Origin of the sequence: Umezawaea sp. NPDC059074, from assembly GCF_042738955.1 — a bacterium.
GTDB lineage: Bacteria > Actinomycetota > Actinomycetes > Mycobacteriales > Pseudonocardiaceae > Umezawaea.
In genome coordinates this window covers 63,922-82,752 of sequence record NZ_JBHYHC010000030.1, presented here as the reverse complement: position 1 = coordinate 82,752, position 18,831 = coordinate 63,922, and the positions used below count along the sequence as shown (strand labels likewise).

Below are 18,831 nucleotides of genomic sequence, written 5' to 3'. Positions count from 1 at the left end.
GCGAAAAAGGGTGGGGGCGCAAAAACAATCGGGGGTCGGCCGGGGTGGGGGTTAAAAGAAGCCTCCGGATCGGCTGGAGAGAGGTGCGGTGCGAGTGCCGGCCGGGGGCCGGAGGATTAGGAGTGCGGTTGAGATTTGTGCAGCTCAGTGGTGGTCTTGTGGGGGAGTAGGAGGGCTGCGCTTGCGATGGTGAGTAGTGAGAGGGTGATTGCGTTTAGTGCTTGGTCTGTGGGTTGGTACATGGTGAGGTGCTGTAGGTGGTAGATGAGGTGGAGGGTGTTGAAGATTGTCCATGCTGTGCCGGTGATGCGTGTGGCGAAGGTGTCTTGTGGCCTTGTTGCTGTTGCGAGGCTTAGTGCTGTTAGGGCTAGGTACATCGCGCCCACGTCTTTGGTGAGGTGCTGGTTGTAGGGCCCTAGTGCTGGTAGCCAGTGGTGGCCTGGGCCGGGGAAGGTCGTGTACCAGGACTCTGGGGCGAAGTAGGCCCAGGTGCCTACGTAGGCGGCGGTAACGCCGAGCAGGAGTAGTACGACACGGCGGTAGGCGGGGGTCATGTCTCTGGGACGAGGTGGGGTCCCTCGGTGTGACGGGTGGGGTGGTCCACACCATTTGTGCTGGTCGGCGGGGATGTCTTGTGGTGGTAACAGGGTGGACACCGGTTCTTGACACTGGTGTGTGGCGCTGCGCACACTCCCAGGCCTGGGAGCGCTCCCAGTTCCCGTGGGTCCAGGTAGAGGAGTCGTGTTGTGTCGTATCGCCTGCGCGCCAGAGCGTTGGGTTGTGTTGTTCTGCTCGTCGTCGCGGGTGGGGCCTGTGGGGCGGGGGAGGAGAGCAAGGGGGCTGTCGCGGATGTGGAGTTGTCCATCGCGACGTTCAACGAGTTCGGGTACGAGGATCTGTTGAAGCAGTACCAGGACACGCATCCGCACGTGCGGATCACGCACCGGAAGACCGGCAAGGCCGACGACCACCACCAGACGATGTTCACGCAGATGGCGTCCGGGACCGGGTTGGCCGATGTCGAGGCGGTCGAGGAGGGGTGGATCGCGCAGGTCATGGCGAAGTCCGACCAGTTCAACGACCTGAACAAGATCGGGCCCTCCGACGTGACGGCCGAGCGGTGGTTGCAGTGGAAGTCGGATGCCGCGAGCAACCGCGACGGTGAGTTGATCGGGTACGGGACGGACATCGGGCCGATGGCGATGTGCTACCGGCGGGACCTGTTCGAGGCGGCTGGGTTGCCGTCGGATCCGGAGGCCGTCGGGGCGTTGTTCGGGACGTGGGAGAGCTACTTCGCGACCGGTGACCGGTTCGTGGCGAACTCGGACAAAGCCTGGTTCGACAGTGCGTCGCAGGTGTTCAACGCGATGGTCAACCAGAACAAGGTCGGGTACTACGACCTGGACGACAAACTGGTGCTGGAGTCCAACACCGCCGTGAAGGCGGATTGGGACCAGGTGACGGCCGCTGTGGAGAACGGGCAGTCGGCGAACCTCGTGGCGTTCAGCAACGAGTGGAACACCGCGTTCAAGAACGCCGCCTTCGCGACCAAGACCTGCCCCTCGTGGATGCTCGGCGTGATCGAGGCGCAGTCCGGGCCGGAGAACGAGGACAAGTGGGCCGTCACGGCCGCGTTCCCCGGTGGTGCGGGCAACTGGGGCGGGTCGTTCCTGACCGTGCCGAAGCAGAGCAGGCACCCGAAGGAAGCCGCCGAACTGGCCGCGTGGCTGACCGCGCCGGAGCAGCAGATCAAGGCGTTCACCGCGAAGGGCACGTTCCCGAGCCAGAACGAGGCGCTGCTGTCGCCCGCGCTGCTCAACCAGACGAACCCGTACTTCGGCAACGCCAAGGTCGGCGCGCTGTTCGCGGAGCAGGCCAACAAGGTCCCGGCCGCGCAGCACAAGGGGCCCGCTGCCGGGCAGATCCAGGACAAGGTGTTCGGCGACGCGCTCCAGGCCGTGGAGCACGGCACGAAGGTCGAGTCGGCGTGGAAGCAGGCTCTTGCGGAGGCGGAGAAGCTCGCGAAGTAGAGCGGGTCAGGTGAAGACCTTCGCCAGTTCGACGCGGGAGCGGATGCCGAGCTTCGTGAAGATGTTGCGCAGGTGGTGCTCGACGGTGCGCTGGCTGAGGAACAGGCGCGCGGCGGCTTCGCGGTTGGTCGCGCCCTCGGCGACGAGCCGGGCGATCTGCGACTGCTGCGGTGTCAGTTCGGCGGCCCGTCCGGCTTTGGGGGCGGTGGTGGGTTCGCCCGCGAGGCGCAGTTCGGCGCGGGCGCGGTCGGCCCAGTAGTCGGCCTCGTGGTGCTCGAAGTGGCGGACGGCGTCGCGCAACAGTTCCCTGGCCCGCTTGGGTTTGCGGGTGCGGCGCAAGCGGGTGGCGTGGAACAGCTCCGTCTTCGCCAGCTCCATCGTGGTGCCGCTGGCCTGGTGCAGGCGGATCGCCTCGTCGAAGTGCTCCTCGCCCTCCTGGCCGCCGGAGACCAGCGCGTGGCAGCGGTGGGCGAGCGCCAAGCGTCCTGGGCTGCCGGTGCTGCGCGCCCAGCTGTCGTAGCGGCGCAGGGCCCGGTCGGCGCTGCCCGGCCGTCCGCACGCCACCGCGGCCTCCACGAGGTGCGGCGCGGCCATGGCCTTGACGCCCGCGTGCACGCCGCCCGCCGCGATCGGCGGGATGCGGCGCAGCGCGTCGGTCGGCCGGTCGCGGGCGAGGTCGACGCAGACGAACGCCCACGCGCCGATCGTGCCGCACCGGCCGAGGCCGCGGTGGTCGATCTGCTCCCCGGCCGTGCCGATCCGGTGCACGGCGGTGTCGGCGTCGCCGCGCAGCGCGGCGAGCAGCGCCAGGACGACCAGGTGGTCGACGACGGCGTTGTGCTGCCCGGCGGCGGTCGCGGCGTGGACGCCCTCGAACGCCGAGGTGTGGGCCGCCGCGTGCTGGTCCGCCATCAACGCCGTCAGCGCGCGGCACGCCAGCGCCCACGGCACCAGCGTGGTCAGGCCGCTCTCGCGAGCCGCCGCGACGCCGCGTCCGGCCAGTTCGTGGGCCTTGGCGGCGTCGCCGAGGATGTAGGCCGCGTGCCCGCCCCAGATCTTGGACTGCGGGGTGGGGTCGAGATCGGCCAGTGCGACCACCGAGCGCAACGCGGGCAGCGCCTCCTCGTGCCTGCCCGCGTAGCTCGCGGCGGTGCCGACCAGGTGGTCGAGGGTCAACGCCGGTCCCGGTGGGTCGTCGGTGGAGCGGAGACCTGCGGCGATCTCGGCCACCTGGCCGTGCAAGTGGTGGTCGCCCGCGATGGCGGCGGCCTCACCGGCGAAGCCGAGTGCGGTGATCGCCAGGCCGCGGCGGGTGCTCAGGAGGTCTGCCGAGGCTCGCATGAGCCTGCGTGCGGCGGTGTCCGGCAAGCCCGCGCCGACGTCGAGGCCGCCCCGCACCACGTCGGCCAAGGCGCGCAACTCGGTGTGGTCGGACAGCGGTGTCGCCTCGCGCAGCAACGCCCGTGCGCGGACCGGGACCCCGCGTTTCCAGTGGTCGGCGGCTGATGCCACGAGCAGGCGTGCTCGTTCGTCCGAGCCGGTGGTCAACGTGGCCGCTCGTCCGTGGTCGCGTGCCGCGGCCGCGTAGTCGCCGCGACTTCGTGCCGCTCCGGCCGCTCGGGCCAGGGCATCGGCCTGCGCGTCTCGTGGTCCCGGTGTCAGTGCGGCCTCGTGCCAGGTGCGCCGTGGGCCGTCGGGCAGCACGTCCGCCAAGGCGGCGTGAGCGGCGTAGCGGAGTGACAGCGGCAGTTCGGTGCGGAGCGTCTCGCGCACCAGTGGCCGCGGGTCCATCAGGGCCACGGCCTCCTCGACGGCGTCGACGCCCACGTCCGGTAAGCGCACGAGCGTGTCGACGTCGACGTCGCCGTCCACCACGACCATCGCCAGCGCCCGTCGGGCGGCGGGGGAGAGGGCGTCCAACCGGGTTCGCAGCCGCCGTCGCAGCGAGCTGTCGGCGGGCAGGCTGGTCGGTGCGGGTGATGCCCCGCCGAGCTGCGAACTGCTCAACGAGCGGGACAACTCCACCAGCGCCAAGGGGTTGCCGCACGCCGTGTGCGCCAGGTCGTCGGCCAGTTCGGCGGACAGGCCCGGCCGCAGGTCCCGCAGCACCCGGACGCTCGTGGTGTGGTCCAGCGGCTCCAGTTCGACGCACGGGAGCCCGTGCGCGGAGCCCTCGGTCGCGATGAGCACCACGACCGGCTCGTCCTCGACCTCCCGCAGCAGGTCGAGCACCTGTGCCAGGTCCAGCAGGTGGGCGTCGTCCACGCACAGCAGGACCCGGCGGCTGTCACCGGTGAAGTCACCGGCCGCTTGCCGGGCCGCCCGCAGCAGCGACGTCTTGCCCGCCCCGGCCTCGCCGCGCAGCACCAACGCCCCGCCGCGCCCGGCCCGCGCGCGGTCCAGCACCGCGTCCACGGCGACGCGCTGCCTGTCCCGCCCGAGCAGCATTCCTCAGTTGTGCCACATCCCACCCACGACGGGAACCGCCACGAGTCGGGTGTTCCACCGATACCCGACACCGGGGAGGTTGCGGTCGGGCTTGCGGTGGACCGGCACATCCGCCGATGCGCGCACCGCGCCCGCTGCCGTTAGGTCAGCCGTGCTGACTCCCTGCGTCAGCTCCAAGGCACGAACGAGGAGCGATTCCCTGTGCGACTCCGTCACCTGATCCCCGCGCTGGCCGTCCTGCTGGCCGGTGTCACAGCGGTACCCGCCACGGCCGCCGCCAACCCCTACGAACGCGGCCCGGCCCCCACCACCGCCAGCGTCGAAGCCACCCGAGGCTCTTACGCCATCGCCACCACGACCGTCGCGCGCTCGGCGGTCTCGGGCTTCGGCGGCGGCACCATCTACTACCCGACGAGCACGGCGGACGGCACCTTCGGCGGCGTCGCCATCTCGCCGGGCTTCACCGCCTCCCAGTCCAGCGTCGCCTGGCTGGGCCCGCGCCTGGCCTCCCAGGGCTTCGTGGTGTTCACGATCGACACGACCTCGACCCTGGACCAGCCGGACAGCCGGGGCACGCAGCTGCTGGCGGCCCTGGACTACCTCACCGGCACCAGTTCGGTCCGCTCACGGGTGGACGCCACGCGGCTCGGCGTCATGGGCCACTCGATGGGCGGGGGCGGTTCCCTGGCCGCCGCGCGCACCAGGCCGGCGCTCCAGGCGGCCATCCCGATGACCCCGTGGCACACCACCAAGAGCTGGACGACGGTCCGCGTGCCCACCCTGATCATCGGGGCGGAGAACGACACCACGGCCCCGGTCTCGCAGCACGCGGAGCCGTTCTACACCAGCCTCACCACGGCGAGCGACAAGGCGTACCTGGAGCTGAACAACGCCAGTCACTCGGCCCCGACCAGCGCGAACACCACCGTGGCCAAGCACAGCATCTCCTGGCTCAAGCGGTTCGTGGACAACGACACCCGCTACGACCAGTTCCTCTGCCCCGGCCCGACGCCGGGGACCCTGGTGGAGGAGTACCGCAACACCTGCCCGCTCACCTGACCGCCGCTCCCTGCCTGACGCCGCGACGATCCCTCAGTCGTCGCGGCGTCGGCGTGCGACCACTACCTCAGTCGTCCTCGTCCGCCAGGTCGTCGACCTCGGTCACCTCGCGACCCTCGAACACCACCAGGACGCCCAGTTCGGACACACCGGGAGCCGCGCACTCCGCGAACCGGAGCACCCAGTCCCGTCCGGTGTGGAACGTGAACTCCGGATCGGACACCGCGGCGGCCACCTCGGCCCCGAGCGCCGAGGTCACCGCCTCGCGGGCGATCTCCAGCAGCGCCGCGCGATCGTCCAGCACGGACTCGATGAACCCGGTGTCCAGGTCGTCCACAGTGGAGGGCTCCTCCACGAGCACGGCCACCGCCGAACCACCGCTGGTGGTGGTCCAGCACCGGACCCCGTCCGGAGCACCCTCGATCGGCGCGAGTTCGCCCAGTCCGGGCAGCGACAACGTCATGCCCGCCAGCCTACGACCGCGCCGAACCACCTCTCCCGCCGGCCGCCGTCCAAACCTCGACGGGCCGAGAAAACCTTTGCACGTCAACAAAATCACCCCGGCACATTCCACTTCGGATGGACATCGCGCGCAGTCGGCCGAAGTTGCGCCGCCGAACGGCCCCAACCCCGTTTCGCCCCCACCCCCTCGGGTATCGCTGGGTCGGCCACCACCACCGCCGAACGGGGCCATCCGGCACACGACGAACCAGCCGGACCGTCGGCGGACAACCCATTCCCAGGAGGTTCCACCAGTGACGTCTGCACTGACCACCGCTCGTACGGCCCTGCTCGGCTCCCTGGCCGTCGGCGCTCTCGCGCTGGCCACGGCGGGTCCGGCTGCCGCGCAGCAGGACGACGCGGCGGGCACCCTCGCCGCGCCGTGCGTGCAGAAGGTCGCCGTCGTGAACAACGGCGGCTTCACGATGTCGTTCCAGCTCACCACCCGCGAGGGGTCGCTGACCCCGGCCACCGACGTCTACCCGATCAACCAGTGGCGCACGATCGACCTGGCCGCGACCGAGGTGCCCGAGGGCACCGACGTCCGGCCGCTGGTCCACGCGACGGCCGGTGACACCGTCGCGGGCAACACGTTCGTGTCCTACTGCCAGAACGGGCAGACGGCGACGTACTCGGCCAGCGGCACCACGCTGGACTACACCGTCACGCTGCTCAGCTGATTTACCGGGGAACCGGGGCGCCGCACGCCCCGGTTCCCCACCCCCTGGAAAGGGGCGGGAAAAAGGCGCGGAAATCCTGTTGATCCACCGTGGTTTGAAGTGAACGGCGGCCGGGCATTCCCCCACCAAGCAAGACGAGAGCGGCCACGGGAACACCGAGGCCGCGCGAAGAAGGAGAACTTCCGTGGGTGTGTTGGGTTGGATCGTCCTGGGTCTCATCGCCGGTGCCATCGCCAAGGCGATCATGCCGGGCAAAGACCCCGGCGGCATCATCGTCACGATGCTGATCGGCATCGTCGGAGCGGTCATCGGCGGCTTCGTCGGCAAGGCGCTGTTCGGCACCGACATCAGCACCTTCTTCAGCCTCAGCACGTGGCTCCTGGCCATCCTCGGCTCGCTCATCCTGCTCGGCATCTACCGGTTGGTGACGGGTAGGCGCGCGCACGCCTAGACCTCACAGGCGTGCACCCGGACCCCGGCGACTCCCCCCTGTCGCCGGGGTTCGTCATGTCCGGGGGAGCGGTTGGGCGGGAAGTCATGGTCAGGGCAAGAACTCCGTTGTCGCACGAGGTGGACGACGTCCAGAGCGCGGTGCCACGTCTGCTGCGCGTCACCGCCGCGCTGTCCTGGCGCTTCCTGGTGGTGGTGGCCGCGCTGTACGTCGTGGGCACCGTCACGGGCTACCTCGCGGGCATCGTCGTCCCCGTCGCGATCGCCCTCCTGCTGGCCGCGCTGCTGGTCCCCGGCGTGGACCACCTCTCCGGCCTGGGCGTTCCCCGTGGCATCGCCACGGCGCTCGTGCTCATCGGCGGCCTGGTCATCCTCGGCGGCGTGCTCACGTTCGTCGTGGTCACCTTCGTCAACGGCGTCCCCGGCCTGGTGTCCCAGCTCTCGCAGAGCGTGGACCAGGTCTCGAAGTGGCTAACGGACGGCCCGCTGCACCTCAGCGACACGCAGATCAACGACGCGGTCACGAAGTTCCTGGCCACGCTGACGGACAACCAGGCCGGCATCACCTCGGGCGCGCTGACGACGGCCGCCACCGTGGGCGAACTCCTGACCCAAGCGCTGCTGGTCCTGTTCGTCCTGATCTTCTTCCTCTACGACGGCTCCCGCATCTGGCACTTCCTCATCCGCGCCGCCCCGGACCGCGTCCGCACCAGGGTCGACGTGGCGGGCAGGCGCGGGCTCGCGGCCCTGGTCAGCTACGTCCGGGCGACCTCGGCGGTGGCGGTGGTCGACGCGGTCGGCATCGGCATCGGCCTGGCCGTGCTCGGCGTCCCGCTGGCGATCCCGTTGGCGGCCCTGGTGTTCCTCGGCGCGTTCATCCCGATCATCGGCGCGGTGGTCGCGGGCAGCGTCGCGATCTTCATCGCCCTCGTGGCGAACGGCGTGGTCGCGGGCCTGGTGGTGGCCGGGATCGTCATCGCCGTCATGCAGTTGGAGAGCCACGTGCTCCAGCCGCTGCTCCTGGGCCGCGCGGTGAAGCTCCACCCGCTCTCGGTGGTCCTGGCGATCGCGGGTGGTCTCCTGGTGGCGGGCATCGCGGGTGCGCTGCTGTCGGTCCCGTTGCTGGCGGTCCTGAACTCCGGCATCCGCTCCCTGCTCAGCGAAGCGGACGAGCACGTGGACCCGGCGGACGTCCACGCGAGCTCGCCGGAGGAATCGGCTCCGGAAGGCGAGGACGTCGACACCGAGACCCCGCCCAAAATCGGCTGATCGGCGTTCGTCGAATCAGGTCAGCCGATAGCCGTGCGCGGGCCGGTTGGACACGCCGTACCGGGGTTGCACTTCCGCTTTCCCTATCGCCACCAAATGCTCCAGGTACCGCCGCGCGGAAACTCGGGAAACGCCTGCGGTGTCCCCGACCTCTTGGGCCGACATATCCCCGTCGGTGGCCCGCAACGTTTCCGTGACCAACCGCAGGGTCACGGCCGACAACCCCTTGGGCAATCCGGCGGACCGGGGCTTCCGTTGGCCAGCGGCCAGCAACTGGTCCACGGCGTCCTGGTCCAGCACGGAATCCCGGCCCACCCGCAACACCTCGGCCCGTTGCGCGAGATAGGCGTTCATCCGTTCGAGAAAAGCCGATCGGGTGAACGGCTTGACCAGGTAGTGATCAACCCCGCGGGACATCGCCTGTCGAACGGTCTCGACCTCACGGGCGGCCGTAATGGCTATCACGTCCACCGGGGCCCCGGCCCGAGCCCGCAACCGGGCCAGCACCTCCAGCCCGGAGATGTCCGGCAGGTGGATGTCCAGCAGCACCAGGTCCGGGTGCAGTTCCTCGACGGCCCGCAACGCGTCCATCCCGCGATGGGCCTCGCCCACGACGGTGAACTCCGGCAGCGTGTCCAGGAACGCCCGGTGCACGGCGGCGACGGCGAAGTCGTCGTCCACTACCAACGTCCGAACGGGATTCACGACGTCACCCCCGCCAACGCGGGCAGCCACACGTCGAACGACGCCCCGCCCAGCTCCGAACCCCCGACGTCGACCCGTCCGTCGCGCCGGGTCACCACCCGCGACACCAACGCCAGCCCGATACCCCGCCCGTGGGTCCGGCGCGGTTCCTTTGTCGTGACGCCCAACGTGAAGATCCTCCCGCGTTCCGCTTCCTCGATCCCCGGCCCGTCGTCCTCGACCAGGATGCGCACCCCGTCGCGGTCGGACCGGACGAGCACGTGCACCGTGCCCCCCGCTCCCGCCGCGTCGACCGCGTTGTCGATCAGATTGCCCAACACCGTCAGCGCGTCGTCACCCGCCTCCCGCGTGACCACCGACTCGGGCGAGAACCGGAACGAGACGCCGTGCTCGTGGGCTGTTCCCGCCTTCGCCAGCAGTAGCGCTGCCAGCGCCGGGTCGCCCATCGCCCGGTCGACGGTCGCCGAGGTCAGCGACCCCGCCCCGCCGACGCGTTCGATGTAGCGCACCGCGTCCGCGGGCCGGTCCAGCTCCAGCAGCCCGCCGATGACGTGCAGGTGGTTGGAGAACTCGTGCGCCTGGGTGCGCAGCACCTCGGTGACGGTCCGCTGCCCGTCGAGTTCCCGCAGGGCCTCGTGCAGCTCGGTCCGGTCGCGCAGCGTCAGCACGACGCCGACCGACCTCCCCTGCGTCTTGGCCGTCATGCGGTTCGCGACCAGCACCCGCTCGCCCGCGAGCACCAGCCGGTCCGCCATGTCCTCGGCCCCGCGGGCGAGGTCCAGCAGCCCTCCGCGTTCCAGCACCTGCGCCGCGGGCAGCCCGGTGGGGTCCTCGCGCAGGTCCAGCAGCCGCATCGCCTCGTCGTTCACCAGCACCAGGTTCTCGTTGTCGTCCACCGCGACGACCCCCTCGCGGATGCCGTGCAGCATCGCGTCGCGGGTCTCCAGCAGTTGGGCGATCTCGGCGGGTTCCAGGCGGAACGTCCGCCGCCGGATCCACTTGGTCACCATCGCCGCCCCCAGCGCCCCGATCAGCGCCGCCGCCGCGAGCCAGCCGATCAGCTCGGGCAGGTCGTCGGCGAAGTCGGCCGACAGCTGGGTCTCCAGGATGCCGACCGACGCGATGCCGATGATCGTCCCGTCCGCCGCCCTGATCGGCACCTTCGCCCGCAGCGACGTGCCGAGGGTCCCGGTCTCGGTCCCCACGAACACCTGCCCGGACAGCGGCGTCGACGGGTCGGTCGACACCCTCTGCCCGATCCGGGTGGGGTCGGGGTGGGCGTACCGGTACCCCTCGCGGTCGGTCACCACGACGTAGGTCACGCCGGACGCCTTGCGCAGCACCTCGGCGAGCGGCTGGATGATCTCGGCCGGGTGGGGCGTGCCGAACGCGTCGATCACGGACGGCAACCGCGCGACGCTCTCGGCCGTGGACAGCATCCGGTCCTTGTAGGCCTCGCGGATCCGGTCGTTCTGGAGCTTCGCGGCGAGCAGGCCCGCCGTGCAGGTCGTGACCAGAACGATTACCACCTGCAGGACCAGCAGGTAGACACCGAGTGAGAACGACCGTCGCATGGTGCGCATTCTGGCCTAGCCCTCCTGTGAGCTGCTTCACGACCGTAACGACCAATACGACCCTTACTACCAGTGGTGTATTCGTCACCCGCCGAATGCCTAGCCTCAGCCGCCATCGGGGCACTGGAGCTTCGGATACCGGAAGGCGTTGAACAATGTCGAGAATTCACACCCGTGGAGCGCGCACGGTGGCGGCCGCGACGATCGCGGTGGGTCTCGCGCTCGCGGGCTGTGGTGGCGGCGCGAGCTCGTCGAGCTCGCTCGCGAAGCTGGAGATCATGGCGCCCGCCGACCCCGGCGGCGGCTGGGACCAGACCGCGCGGGCCATGCAGGCCAGCATCACCAGCGCCGACCTGGTCAAGTCGGTGCAGGTCAGCAACGTCGGCGGCGCGGGCGGCACGGTGGGCCTGCAGAAGCTGGCCAACGAGAAGTCCGAGAGCTACCTGATGATCACCGGCCTGGTCATGGTCGGCGCGGTCGAGACCAACGGCGTGGACAAGCGCCTGGAGGACGCGACCCCGATCGCCCGGCTCACCGCCGAGGACGAGGTCGTCGTCGTGCCCGCCGACTCCCCGTACCAGAAGATCGACGACCTGCTCGCCGACATCGCGGCGAAGGGCCAGGGCGTCTCGATCGCGGGCGGTTCCGCGGGCGGCACCGACCACATCCTCGCGGCGATGATGCTCAAGGCGAAGAACATCACCCCCGACAAGCTCAACTACGTCCCGTTCTCCGGCGGTGGCGAGTCGCTCGCCGCGCTGCTGGGCGGCAAGGTCAACGCGGGCATCTCCGGCATCGGCGAGTACGCCGAGCAGATCAAGGGCGGCAAGCTGCGCGCGCTCGCGACCTCGGGCCCGAACCCGCACGAGGACCTCAAGGCCCCCACGCTCAAGGGCTCGAACATGGACGTGGAACTGATCAACTGGCGTGGCGTCGTCGCCCCCGGCGGCATCTCCGTCGGGGCGAAGGACAACCTGGTCAAGCTGGTCACCGAGATGCACGCCAGCGAGTCCTGGAAGGCCGAGCTGACCAAGAAGGGCTGGACGGACACGTTCCTGACCGGCCACGACTTCTCGAAGTTCCTCACCACGGAGATCGGTCGCATCCAGCCCGTGCTCAAGGAAATCGGTCTGGTGAAGTGACCGCTGTCGACTCTCCGACACCGGGCGCGGACCCGGTGCGCGGTCGCCAGATCGAGGAGTACGTCTTCGGTGGGCTGATCGTCGCGCTGGGGATCTTCACGCTGGTCGAGGCGGGCACCATCCGCGTGCCCTCCTCGGCCAGTTCGGTCGGGCCGCGCGCGTTCCCCTACGCCGTCGGCTTCCTGCTCGTCGTGACCGGCGTGGCGGCCATCGTGGCCACCGCGCGCGGCAAGCTCGGCGAGCTGGAGGACGCGGAGGACGTGGACGCGAACGCGCGCACCGACTGGATGACCGTGGCCAAGCTCATGGTCTTCCTGGTCGCGCACCTCGTGCTGATCGACCTCGTCGGGTGGCCGGTGGCCGCGGCGGTGCTGTTCGCGGGCGCCGCCTGGACGCTGGGCGCGCGGCCGTGGTGGAAGGTCCTGCTGATCGCGGTCGTGCTCTCCCTGGCGATCCAGATCGCCTTCGCGTCCGGACTGGGGCTCTCCCTGCCCGCCGGGATCTTTGAGGGAGTGCCACTCCTCGATGGATAACATCACGCTGCTGCTCGACGGTTTCGCGACCGCGATGCAGCCGGAGTACCTGCTCTACGCGCTGCTCGGCGTCACGCTGGGCACCGCCGTGGGCGTGCTGCCCGGCATCGGCCCGGCCATGACGGTCGCGCTGCTGCTGCCGCTGACGTACACGCTGGAGCCGACGGCCGCGATCATCATCTTCGCGGGCATCTACTACGGCGGCATGTACGGCGGGTCGACGACGTCGATCCTGCTGAACACGCCGGGCGAGTCGTCGTCGATCGTGACCGCGCTCGAGGGCAACAAGATGGCGAAAGCCGGGCGCGGCGCGGCCGCGCTGGCCACGGCCGCCATCGGCTCCTTCGTCGCGGGCACGATCGCCACGGTCCTGCTGACCGTCCTCGCGCCGACCATCGCGGACCTCGCGGTGACCCTCGGGCCACCCGACTACTTCGCGCTCATGGTCGTCGCGTTCATCACGGTCGCCGCGCTGCTGGGCTCGTCGATCAGCCGCGGCCTGGCGTCGTTGGCGCTGGGCCTGTTCCTCGGACTGGTCGGCACGGACACGCTCACCGGCCAGCCGCGGCTCACGCTCGGCCTGTCGACGCTGTCCGACGGGATCGACGTGGTCATCGTCGCGGTCGGCGTCTTCGCCGTCGGCGAGGCGCTGTACGTGGCGTCGCGCCTGCGGCACGGGCCGGTCGAGGTCGTGCCGGTCGGCGGCAAGTGGATGACGAAGGACTTCTGGGCCAGGTCGTGGAAGCCGTGGCTGCGCGGCACCGCCATCGGGTTCCCGATCGGCACCATCCCGGCCGGTGGGGCGGACGTCTCGACGTTCCTGTCCTACGCGGCCGAGAAGAAGCTCGCGAAGCGCCCCGAGGAGTTCGGCAAGGGCGCCATCGAGGGTGTCGCGGGACCGGAGGCGGCGAACAACGCGGCCGCCGCCGGTGTCCTGGTGCCGCTGCTGACGCTCGGCCTGCCGACCACGGCGACCGCGGCGGTCATCGTGGCGGCGTTCCAGAGCTACGGCATCCAGCCGGGCCCGCTGCTGTTCACGAACAACTCGGCACTGGTGTGGGCGCTGATCGCGAGCCTCTACATCGGCAACGTGATGCTGCTCGTGCTCAACCTCCCCCTGATCAAGATCTGGGTGAAGGTCCTCCAGATCCCGCGGCCTTACCTGTACGCGGGCATCCTGCTGTTCGCCGCGCTCGGCACCTACGCGGTGAACTTCATCGTGGAGGACCTGATCGTGCTGCTGGTCATCGGCGTGGTCGGCTTCTTCATGCGCCGCCACGGCTACCCGATCGCGCCCGCCGTGGTGGGCATGATCCTGGGGCCGATGGCGGAGGAGCAGCTGCGCCGGACGCTGACGATCAGCCAGGGCGACCCGGTCGCGCTGGTGAACAGCCCGTTCGCGATGGTCGCCTACGGGATCCTCGCCGTCATCCTGCTTTCGGCCGCTGTCCTGCGATTCCGGCGTAGCCGGGAGAAGGTCCCGGCATGATGGCGTGATGAGATCAAGTCGGTGGACTTGGCCGGTGGTCACCCTCGTGGTGGCCACCGGCCTTTTCCTGTTCCTGTTCCGCGACGGGTGGGAGCTGGCCGACCAGAAGTCCAGCGTGCTCGGCATGGCGTTCGGCGCGGCGGGCCTGCTGCTGGCCCTGTCGCAGTGGTGGCGCGGCCGGTCCGCACCACCCGTGCCGGACCTCGCGGAGGTCGTGCGCGCCCAGTGGCGGCAGGAGGAACGGCTCCGCGGCGTCCACGACCCGTACCCGCTGCCGGTGCGCTGGACCAACGCCCCGGCGGCCCTGGTGGACCACTGGCCGACGATCCACCGCGACCCGGACCGCGACGAACCCGTTGACCTGGAAGGAACTCTGGACCACGTCGCCGAGGTCTACGCGGCCGTCCCCTCCGGACGGTTGGTGGTGCTCGGGCGGCCCGGATCGGGCAAGTCGGTGTTCACCACGCGGTTCGTGCTCGGCGTCTCCTCGGACCGCGTGCCGGTGATCTTCTCGTTGGCGTCGTGGGATCCCGCTGTCGACCTGCGGGCGTGGATGGCCGACCGGCTGGAACGGGAGCACGGCCCGGAAGCGGGCGCGCTGGTCGACGAAGGACGGATCCTGCCCGTGTTGGACGGGTTCGACGAGATCGCGGCCCCGCTGCGTGACGCGGCCCTGCGGGGGATCAACGCGGCGCTGGGGGAGGGCGATCCGCTGGTGCTGACCAGCCGGGTGGACGAGTACGCCGCGGCGGCGGACGTGGTCACCGGGGCGGCGGCAATCGTGTTGATGGACCTGGACGCGGCCGACGTGGAGAAGTACCTGCGACTGTCGACGCGCGGCGACAAGTGGGCCCCGGTACTGCACCGCCTGCTGCCGGTGCTGGGCACGCCGCTGATGCTCACCCTGGCCCGCACGGTCTACGACACCGCCGACCCGGCCGAACTGCTGGACGTGCCGGACCCGGAGGCGCACCTGCTCGGCAAGTTCGTCCCCGCGCTGTACGGCGAGCGCGATCAGCGGTACTTCCGCTTCCTGGCGGGCACGCTGGCCCGCCGCGACACCTACGACCTGGCCTGGTGGGAGCTGCCCGCCGCGGTGCCCCGGTTCACGGCGCTGTTCGTCGCCGCGGCCTGCGTGCCGATCGTCGCTGCCGGATTGGTCCTGGGACAGTGGGCGACGCCCGTGGTGCTGGCACTCTTCGTGGGGATGCAGGCGGGGAACGCGGACGTCAACCGGGCCCCGGTGCGGCCGCGACCCACCCGGTGGAGAGGCGCGCCACTGGGCGTGGCGGTCGGCGCGTGCGCCGGTTTCCTCGTCGGCCTCGTGTTCGACCTCACCCCGATCCGCTTCGCGCTGGTGGTGGTCGCCTTCGGCGCGCTCGGCGCGGTCTTCACCCTGAACGACACCCCGGTCGGCCACCTGGTCAGCGATCCGGGGCGGGTGCTGCGCCTCGACCGGGCCGCGTCGGTGGCCACCGCGGTGAAGTGGACCGCGCCCGTCACCGTCCTGTACGGACTGCTGGACACCGCGTTGGTGGCGCAGGGGCTCGCCCTCGCCCTGGGCGTCTGCCTGACCCAGACGCTCGTCTACCAGGCGTGGGGCCGGTTCGGCTTGGCGCGGGTCCACCTCGCGGCCACCGGGAAGCTGCCGTGGCGGCTGATGGCGTTCCTCCGCGAAGCCCACCGCAAGGGGGTGCTCCGGCAGGCCGGGCCGGTCTACCAGTTCCGCCACGCCCGGCTCCGCGACCGGCTCGCGCAGGAGGCAGACTGAGCGGTCGTGACGACAACTCTTCTCGTGGGCGGGCGCATCTACTCCTCGCAGGCGGCGACCGCGATGGCCATCACCGACGGCACGATCGTGTTCGTCGGTCAGGACTCGGTCGGTCTGGCGCTGCACCCCGACGCCGAGGTCGTCCAGCTCGACGGGGCGTTCGTCGCCCCCGCGTTCGTCGACGCCCACGTGCACGCCACGTCCGCGGGCCTGCTGCTGACCGGGCTGGACCTGACCGCGTGCGCGTCGCTGGCCGAGTGCCTGGACGCGGTCCGGAACGCCGACGGTCCGCTCATCTGGGGTCACGGCTGGGACGAGACCAAGTGGCCGGAAGGCCGTCCGCCGACCCGCGCCGAGCTGGACGAGGCCGCCGGGGGAGCGCGGGTGTACCTGTCGCGGATCGACGTGCACTCGGCGCTGGCGTCGTCGGCGCTGGTGGACGCCGCGCCCGGCGCGCGGGACGCCGACGGATGGTCCGAGGACGGGCCGCTGTCGCGGGCCGCGCACCACCACATCCGGGCGGTGGCGAAGGACGCCATCCCGGTCGAGCAGCGCCGGGCGGCGCAGCGGGCGTTCCTCGCGCACGCCGCGAGCAAGGGCGTGGCCGCGGTGCACGAGTGCGCCGGGCCGGACATCTCCAGCGTCGAGGACCTCGCCGACCTGCTGATGATGATCGAGGGCCCCCAGGTCGTCGGGTACTGGGGCGCGTTCGAGCCGATCGAGGGCCTGCCCGTCCAGGGCCTCGCGGGCGACCTGTTCGTCGACGGCGCGATCGGCTCGCGGACCGCCGCGCTGCACCAGCCCTACGCCGACGCGCCGGACACCTCCGGGGCGCTGTACCACTCCGCCGAAGCCATCGCGGCACACCTCGTGACCTGCACGGAAGCCGGGATCCAGGCCGGGTTCCACGTCATCGGCGACGCGGCCATGAGCGCGATCGTCGAGGGCTTCGACCTGGCCGCCGAACGGGTCGGGGCACCCGCGCTGTCGGCGCGGCGGCACCGCCTCGAACACGTCGAGATGATCACCGCGGACCAGGCGAAGGCGCTCGGCGCGTACGGGGTCGTGGCGTCCGTGCAGCCGCTGTTCGACGCCGAGTGGGGCGGGCCGCACGGCATGTACGCGCAGCGCCTCGGCGTGGAGCGCGGCACGGCCCTCAACCCGTTCGCCCAGCTCGCCTCGGCCGGGATGCTGCTCGCCCTCGGCTCGGACACCCCCGTGACGCCGGTCGACCCGTGGGCGGCCGTCCAGGCGGCCGTGCACCACCGCACGCCGGGGGCGGGGCTCTCGCCGCGGGCGGCGTTCACCGCGCACACCAAGGGCGGCTGGCGGGCCGCGGGCGTGGACGACGGCATCACCGGCACCCTCCAGCCCGGCGCGCCCGCGACCTACGCCGTGTGGGACGCCGCCGAACTCGTCGTCGCCGGGTCGGACTCGCGGGTCCAGCGGTGGTCGCTCGACCCGCGTTCCGGCGTGCCCGGCCTGCCGCCGTTGGAGCCGGGAACGGTTCTGCCGACGTGTTTGCGGACTGTCCTGAACGGACGAGTCATTTACGAAGCCCCCGCGAAACCCCAGGCGTGAAACACGTCCGAACGGCCCTAAACACTGGGCCGTTCGGACCAATATCACCTGTGGAACGGCTGAGCGTTGAACGCCACTGGCCATTCCTGCGAATCCCTCCCTGAAGCCCGCGTACGCGGGCTAGTGGGAAAGGAGCGGGCATGGCAGAAGCACCACCACTGACGCGGCGGCGACGCACGAGGGGCGTGCTAGCGGCCGCCGGCGCCACCTTGTTGATCGCCGCGGTCGACGTCCTGGTGCCGGGTTCCTCGGTGGCCTCCAGCCACCGCGAGGCGCCGCTGATCTCCGCTGACCCGGCGGTGGACAACACCGACCTGTACGCGTTCGTCGCGGGCGACCAACCGGACTTCGTGACGATCATCGCGAACTACTACGGGTTCCAGGAACCCAACGGCGGCCCCAACTTCTACCCGTGGGCGACCGACGCGCACTACGACATCAACATCGACAACGACGGCGACGCGGTGCCGGACCTGACGTACCGCCTCACCTTCAAGACCGATGACAAGCGCGGCACGGACACGTTCCTGTACAACAACGGGGTCGTGTCCTCTTTGGACGACGAGAACCTGTTGTTCCGCCAGACGTACAACCTGGAGCAGCTGGACGACGGCGGCGGCAAGAAGATGCTGATCAAGGACGGGAAGGTCGCGCCGTCGATCGTCGGCCCGGCCTCGATGCCGTACTTCCAGCCGTTGCGCGACCAGGCGATCACCAAGCTCCAGGGTGGCGGCCAGGTCTACGCGGGACCGGCGGACGACCCGTTCTTCGCCGACCTGCGGGTGTTCGACCTGCTCTACGGCGCGAACCTGTCCGAGGTCGGCCAGGACACGCTCAAGGGCTACAACGTCAACACCATCGCGTTGCAGATCCCGAAGCACATGCTCGCGCTCAAGGGCGACGCGAAGCGCAACCCGGTGATCGGCATCTGGGCCGACACCGAGCGCCAGACCCTCCGGCTCTCGCCGGGCGCGGCGAAGGCCGAGGGCCCGTTCGTGCAGGTGTCCCGACTGGGCAACCCGCTCGTCAACGAGGTCGTCTCCTCCGCCGGGATCAAGGACGCGTTCAACGGCCTGGAGCCGGTCAACGACGGCAAGGTGCAGGCGCTGCTCGACCGGGTCAACCAGCCCGAGCTGCCGAAGCTGATCGAGGCGATCTACGGCATCAAGGCCCCCGCGGAGCCCCGCGCGGACCTGGCGGAGATCTTCCTGACCGGCGTCACCACCAAGGCGAACGGCCCCATCAAGGCCGATCTCAACTCGCAGCTCAACAACGCCGACGTGGACCCGAAGAAGTTCGCGCCGTCGGAGCAGCTGCGGCTCAACATGTCCATCGCGCCGAACCCGCAGCCCAACCGGCTCGGCGTGCTGGCCGGTGACAACCAGGGCTTCCCGAACGGGCGCCGCCTGTTCGACGACGTCGTGGACATCGAGATCCAGGCGCTGGAAGGCGCGGCGGCCAGTGGCCACCTGGTCAAGGCACTCGCGGCGGGCGACAAGGTCCACCACAACGACGTGACCTTCGCGCCGAACTTCCCGTACGTCGGACTACCGCGCAACAAGGCCGTCAACACCCCCTGACCGTTTCGGATCGGACGCG

At 70.5% G+C, this 18,831-nt stretch carries 15 protein-coding genes; 11 read left to right on the top strand and 4 right to left on the bottom strand.

The features are described from left to right. Nucleotides 1-746 precede the first annotated feature (746 nt). Nucleotides 747-2,030 carry an extracellular solute-binding protein gene (locus ACFWW9_RS16385; RefSeq protein WP_390377517.1) on the top strand — a complete coding sequence of 428 codons (1,284 nt, stop codon included), beginning with the start codon at nucleotides 747-749 and terminating at the stop codon, nucleotides 2,028-2,030. Nucleotides 2,031-2,036: 6 nt separating this feature from the next. Here ACFWW9_RS16385 and ACFWW9_RS16380 read toward each other — a convergent pair whose 3' ends face one another. Next, nucleotides 2,037-4,478, bottom strand: coding sequence for a LuxR C-terminal-related transcriptional regulator (locus ACFWW9_RS16380; RefSeq protein WP_390377514.1), 2,442 nt, complete (start codon nucleotides 4,476-4,478; stop codon nucleotides 2,037-2,039). A gap of 201 nt (nucleotides 4,479-4,679) precedes the next feature. Between ACFWW9_RS16380 and ACFWW9_RS16375 the strand changes: the two genes are divergently transcribed. Then, the gene (locus ACFWW9_RS16375; protein WP_390377511.1) at nucleotides 4,680-5,537 is read left to right on the top strand and encodes a dienelactone hydrolase family protein; all 858 of its coding nucleotides are present in this window, start codon (nucleotides 4,680-4,682) and stop codon (nucleotides 5,535-5,537) included. Between the two features lie 67 nt (nucleotides 5,538-5,604). Here the strand turns inward: ACFWW9_RS16375 and ACFWW9_RS16370 are convergent, their stop codons facing one another. Beyond that, complete coding sequence (locus ACFWW9_RS16370; protein ID WP_390377508.1) at nucleotides 5,605-6,000, bottom strand: hypothetical protein; 396 nt, start codon at nucleotides 5,998-6,000, stop codon at nucleotides 5,605-5,607. A 292-nt stretch (nucleotides 6,001-6,292) separates the two neighbouring features. Between ACFWW9_RS16370 and ACFWW9_RS16365 the strand changes: the two genes are divergently transcribed. The 3 genes from ACFWW9_RS16365 (at nucleotide 6,293) to ACFWW9_RS16355 (ending at nucleotide 8,437) form a co-directional block, all read left to right on the top strand. Next, nucleotides 6,293-6,718, top strand: a complete 426-nt coding sequence (locus ACFWW9_RS16365) for a hypothetical protein (RefSeq protein ID WP_390377505.1) — start codon at nucleotides 6,293-6,295, stop codon at nucleotides 6,716-6,718. Between the two features lie 184 nt (nucleotides 6,719-6,902). Beyond that, nucleotides 6,903-7,169, top strand: coding sequence for a GlsB/YeaQ/YmgE family stress response membrane protein (locus ACFWW9_RS16360; RefSeq protein WP_390377503.1), 267 nt, complete (start codon nucleotides 6,903-6,905; stop codon nucleotides 7,167-7,169). An 86-nt stretch (nucleotides 7,170-7,255) separates the two neighbouring features. After that, nucleotides 7,256-8,437: an AI-2E family transporter gene (locus ACFWW9_RS16355; RefSeq protein ID WP_390377529.1), complete on the top strand. Its 1,182-nt coding sequence runs from the start codon at nucleotides 7,256-7,258 to the stop codon at nucleotides 8,435-8,437. 15 nt (nucleotides 8,438-8,452) lie between these two features. Here ACFWW9_RS16355 and ACFWW9_RS16350 read toward each other — a convergent pair whose 3' ends face one another. Then, the gene (locus ACFWW9_RS16350; protein ID WP_390377500.1) at nucleotides 8,453-9,142 is read right to left on the bottom strand and encodes a response regulator; all 690 of its coding nucleotides are present in this window, start codon (nucleotides 9,140-9,142) and stop codon (nucleotides 8,453-8,455) included. Next, nucleotides 9,139-10,716: an ATP-binding protein gene (locus ACFWW9_RS16345; protein ID WP_390377497.1), complete on the bottom strand. Its 1,578-nt coding sequence runs from the start codon at nucleotides 10,714-10,716 to the stop codon at nucleotides 9,139-9,141. Before ACFWW9_RS16345 ends, ACFWW9_RS16350 begins: the two co-directional genes overlap by 4 nt. A 188-nt stretch (nucleotides 10,717-10,904) precedes the next feature. Between ACFWW9_RS16345 and ACFWW9_RS16340 the strand changes: the two genes are divergently transcribed. The 6 genes from ACFWW9_RS16340 to ACFWW9_RS16315 all read left to right on the top strand — a co-directional run bounded on the left by ACFWW9_RS16340 (nucleotide 10,905) and on the right by ACFWW9_RS16315 (nucleotide 18,812). Continuing rightward, nucleotides 10,905-11,858 (top strand): Bug family tripartite tricarboxylate transporter substrate binding protein, encoded by a 954-nt coding sequence (locus tag ACFWW9_RS16340; RefSeq protein WP_390377494.1) that lies wholly within the window; start codon nucleotides 10,905-10,907, stop codon nucleotides 11,856-11,858. Further along, nucleotides 11,855-12,391: a tripartite tricarboxylate transporter TctB family protein gene (locus tag ACFWW9_RS16335; RefSeq protein ID WP_390377491.1), complete on the top strand. Its 537-nt coding sequence runs from the start codon at nucleotides 11,855-11,857 to the stop codon at nucleotides 12,389-12,391. The genes ACFWW9_RS16340 and ACFWW9_RS16335 overlap by 4 nt, the downstream gene beginning before the upstream one ends. Beyond that, nucleotides 12,384-13,880 carry a tripartite tricarboxylate transporter permease gene (locus ACFWW9_RS16330; RefSeq protein ID WP_390377488.1) on the top strand — a complete coding sequence of 499 codons (1,497 nt, stop codon included), beginning with the start codon at nucleotides 12,384-12,386 and terminating at the stop codon, nucleotides 13,878-13,880. The genes ACFWW9_RS16335 and ACFWW9_RS16330 overlap by 8 nt, the downstream gene beginning before the upstream one ends. A gap of 34 nt (nucleotides 13,881-13,914) precedes the next feature. Further along, nucleotides 13,915-15,651 (top strand): NACHT domain-containing protein, encoded by a 1,737-nt coding sequence (locus ACFWW9_RS16325; RefSeq protein ID WP_390377485.1) that lies wholly within the window; start codon nucleotides 13,915-13,917, stop codon nucleotides 15,649-15,651. A 63-nt stretch (nucleotides 15,652-15,714) separates the two neighbouring features. Further along, nucleotides 15,715-17,232 (top strand): amidohydrolase, encoded by a 1,518-nt coding sequence (locus ACFWW9_RS16320; RefSeq protein ID WP_390377526.1) that lies wholly within the window; start codon nucleotides 15,715-15,717, stop codon nucleotides 17,230-17,232. 140 nt (nucleotides 17,233-17,372) lie between these two features. After that, a complete protein-coding gene (locus ACFWW9_RS16315; protein WP_390377482.1) occupies nucleotides 17,373-18,812 on the top strand; it encodes a DUF4331 domain-containing protein in 1,440 nt (479 codons plus the stop codon). The last annotated feature ends 19 nt before the right edge of the window (nucleotides 18,813-18,831 follow it).

What these genes read in the sequence shown, in the direction of transcription:
- ACFWW9_RS16315 (WP_390377482.1), top strand. Translation starts at nt 17,373, where the DNA reads ATGGCAGAAGCACCACCACTGACGCGGCGGCGACGCACGAGGGGCGTG.
- ACFWW9_RS16345 (WP_390377497.1), bottom strand. Translation starts at nt 10,716, where the DNA reads ATGCGACGGTCGTTCTCACTCGGTGTCTACCTGCTGGTCCTGCAGGTG.
- ACFWW9_RS16370 (WP_390377508.1), bottom strand. Translation starts at nt 6,000, where the DNA reads ATGACGTTGTCGCTGCCCGGACTGGGCGAACTCGCGCCGATCGAGGGT.
- ACFWW9_RS16355 (WP_390377529.1), top strand. Translation starts at nt 7,256, where the DNA reads ATGGTCAGGGCAAGAACTCCGTTGTCGCACGAGGTGGACGACGTCCAG.
- ACFWW9_RS16380 (WP_390377514.1), bottom strand. Translation starts at nt 4,478, where the DNA reads ATGCTGCTCGGGCGGGACAGGCAGCGCGTCGCCGTGGACGCGGTGCTG.
- ACFWW9_RS16330 (WP_390377488.1), top strand. Translation starts at nt 12,384, where the DNA reads ATGGATAACATCACGCTGCTGCTCGACGGTTTCGCGACCGCGATGCAG.
- ACFWW9_RS16320 (WP_390377526.1), top strand. Translation starts at nt 15,715, where the DNA reads ATGGCCATCACCGACGGCACGATCGTGTTCGTCGGTCAGGACTCGGTC.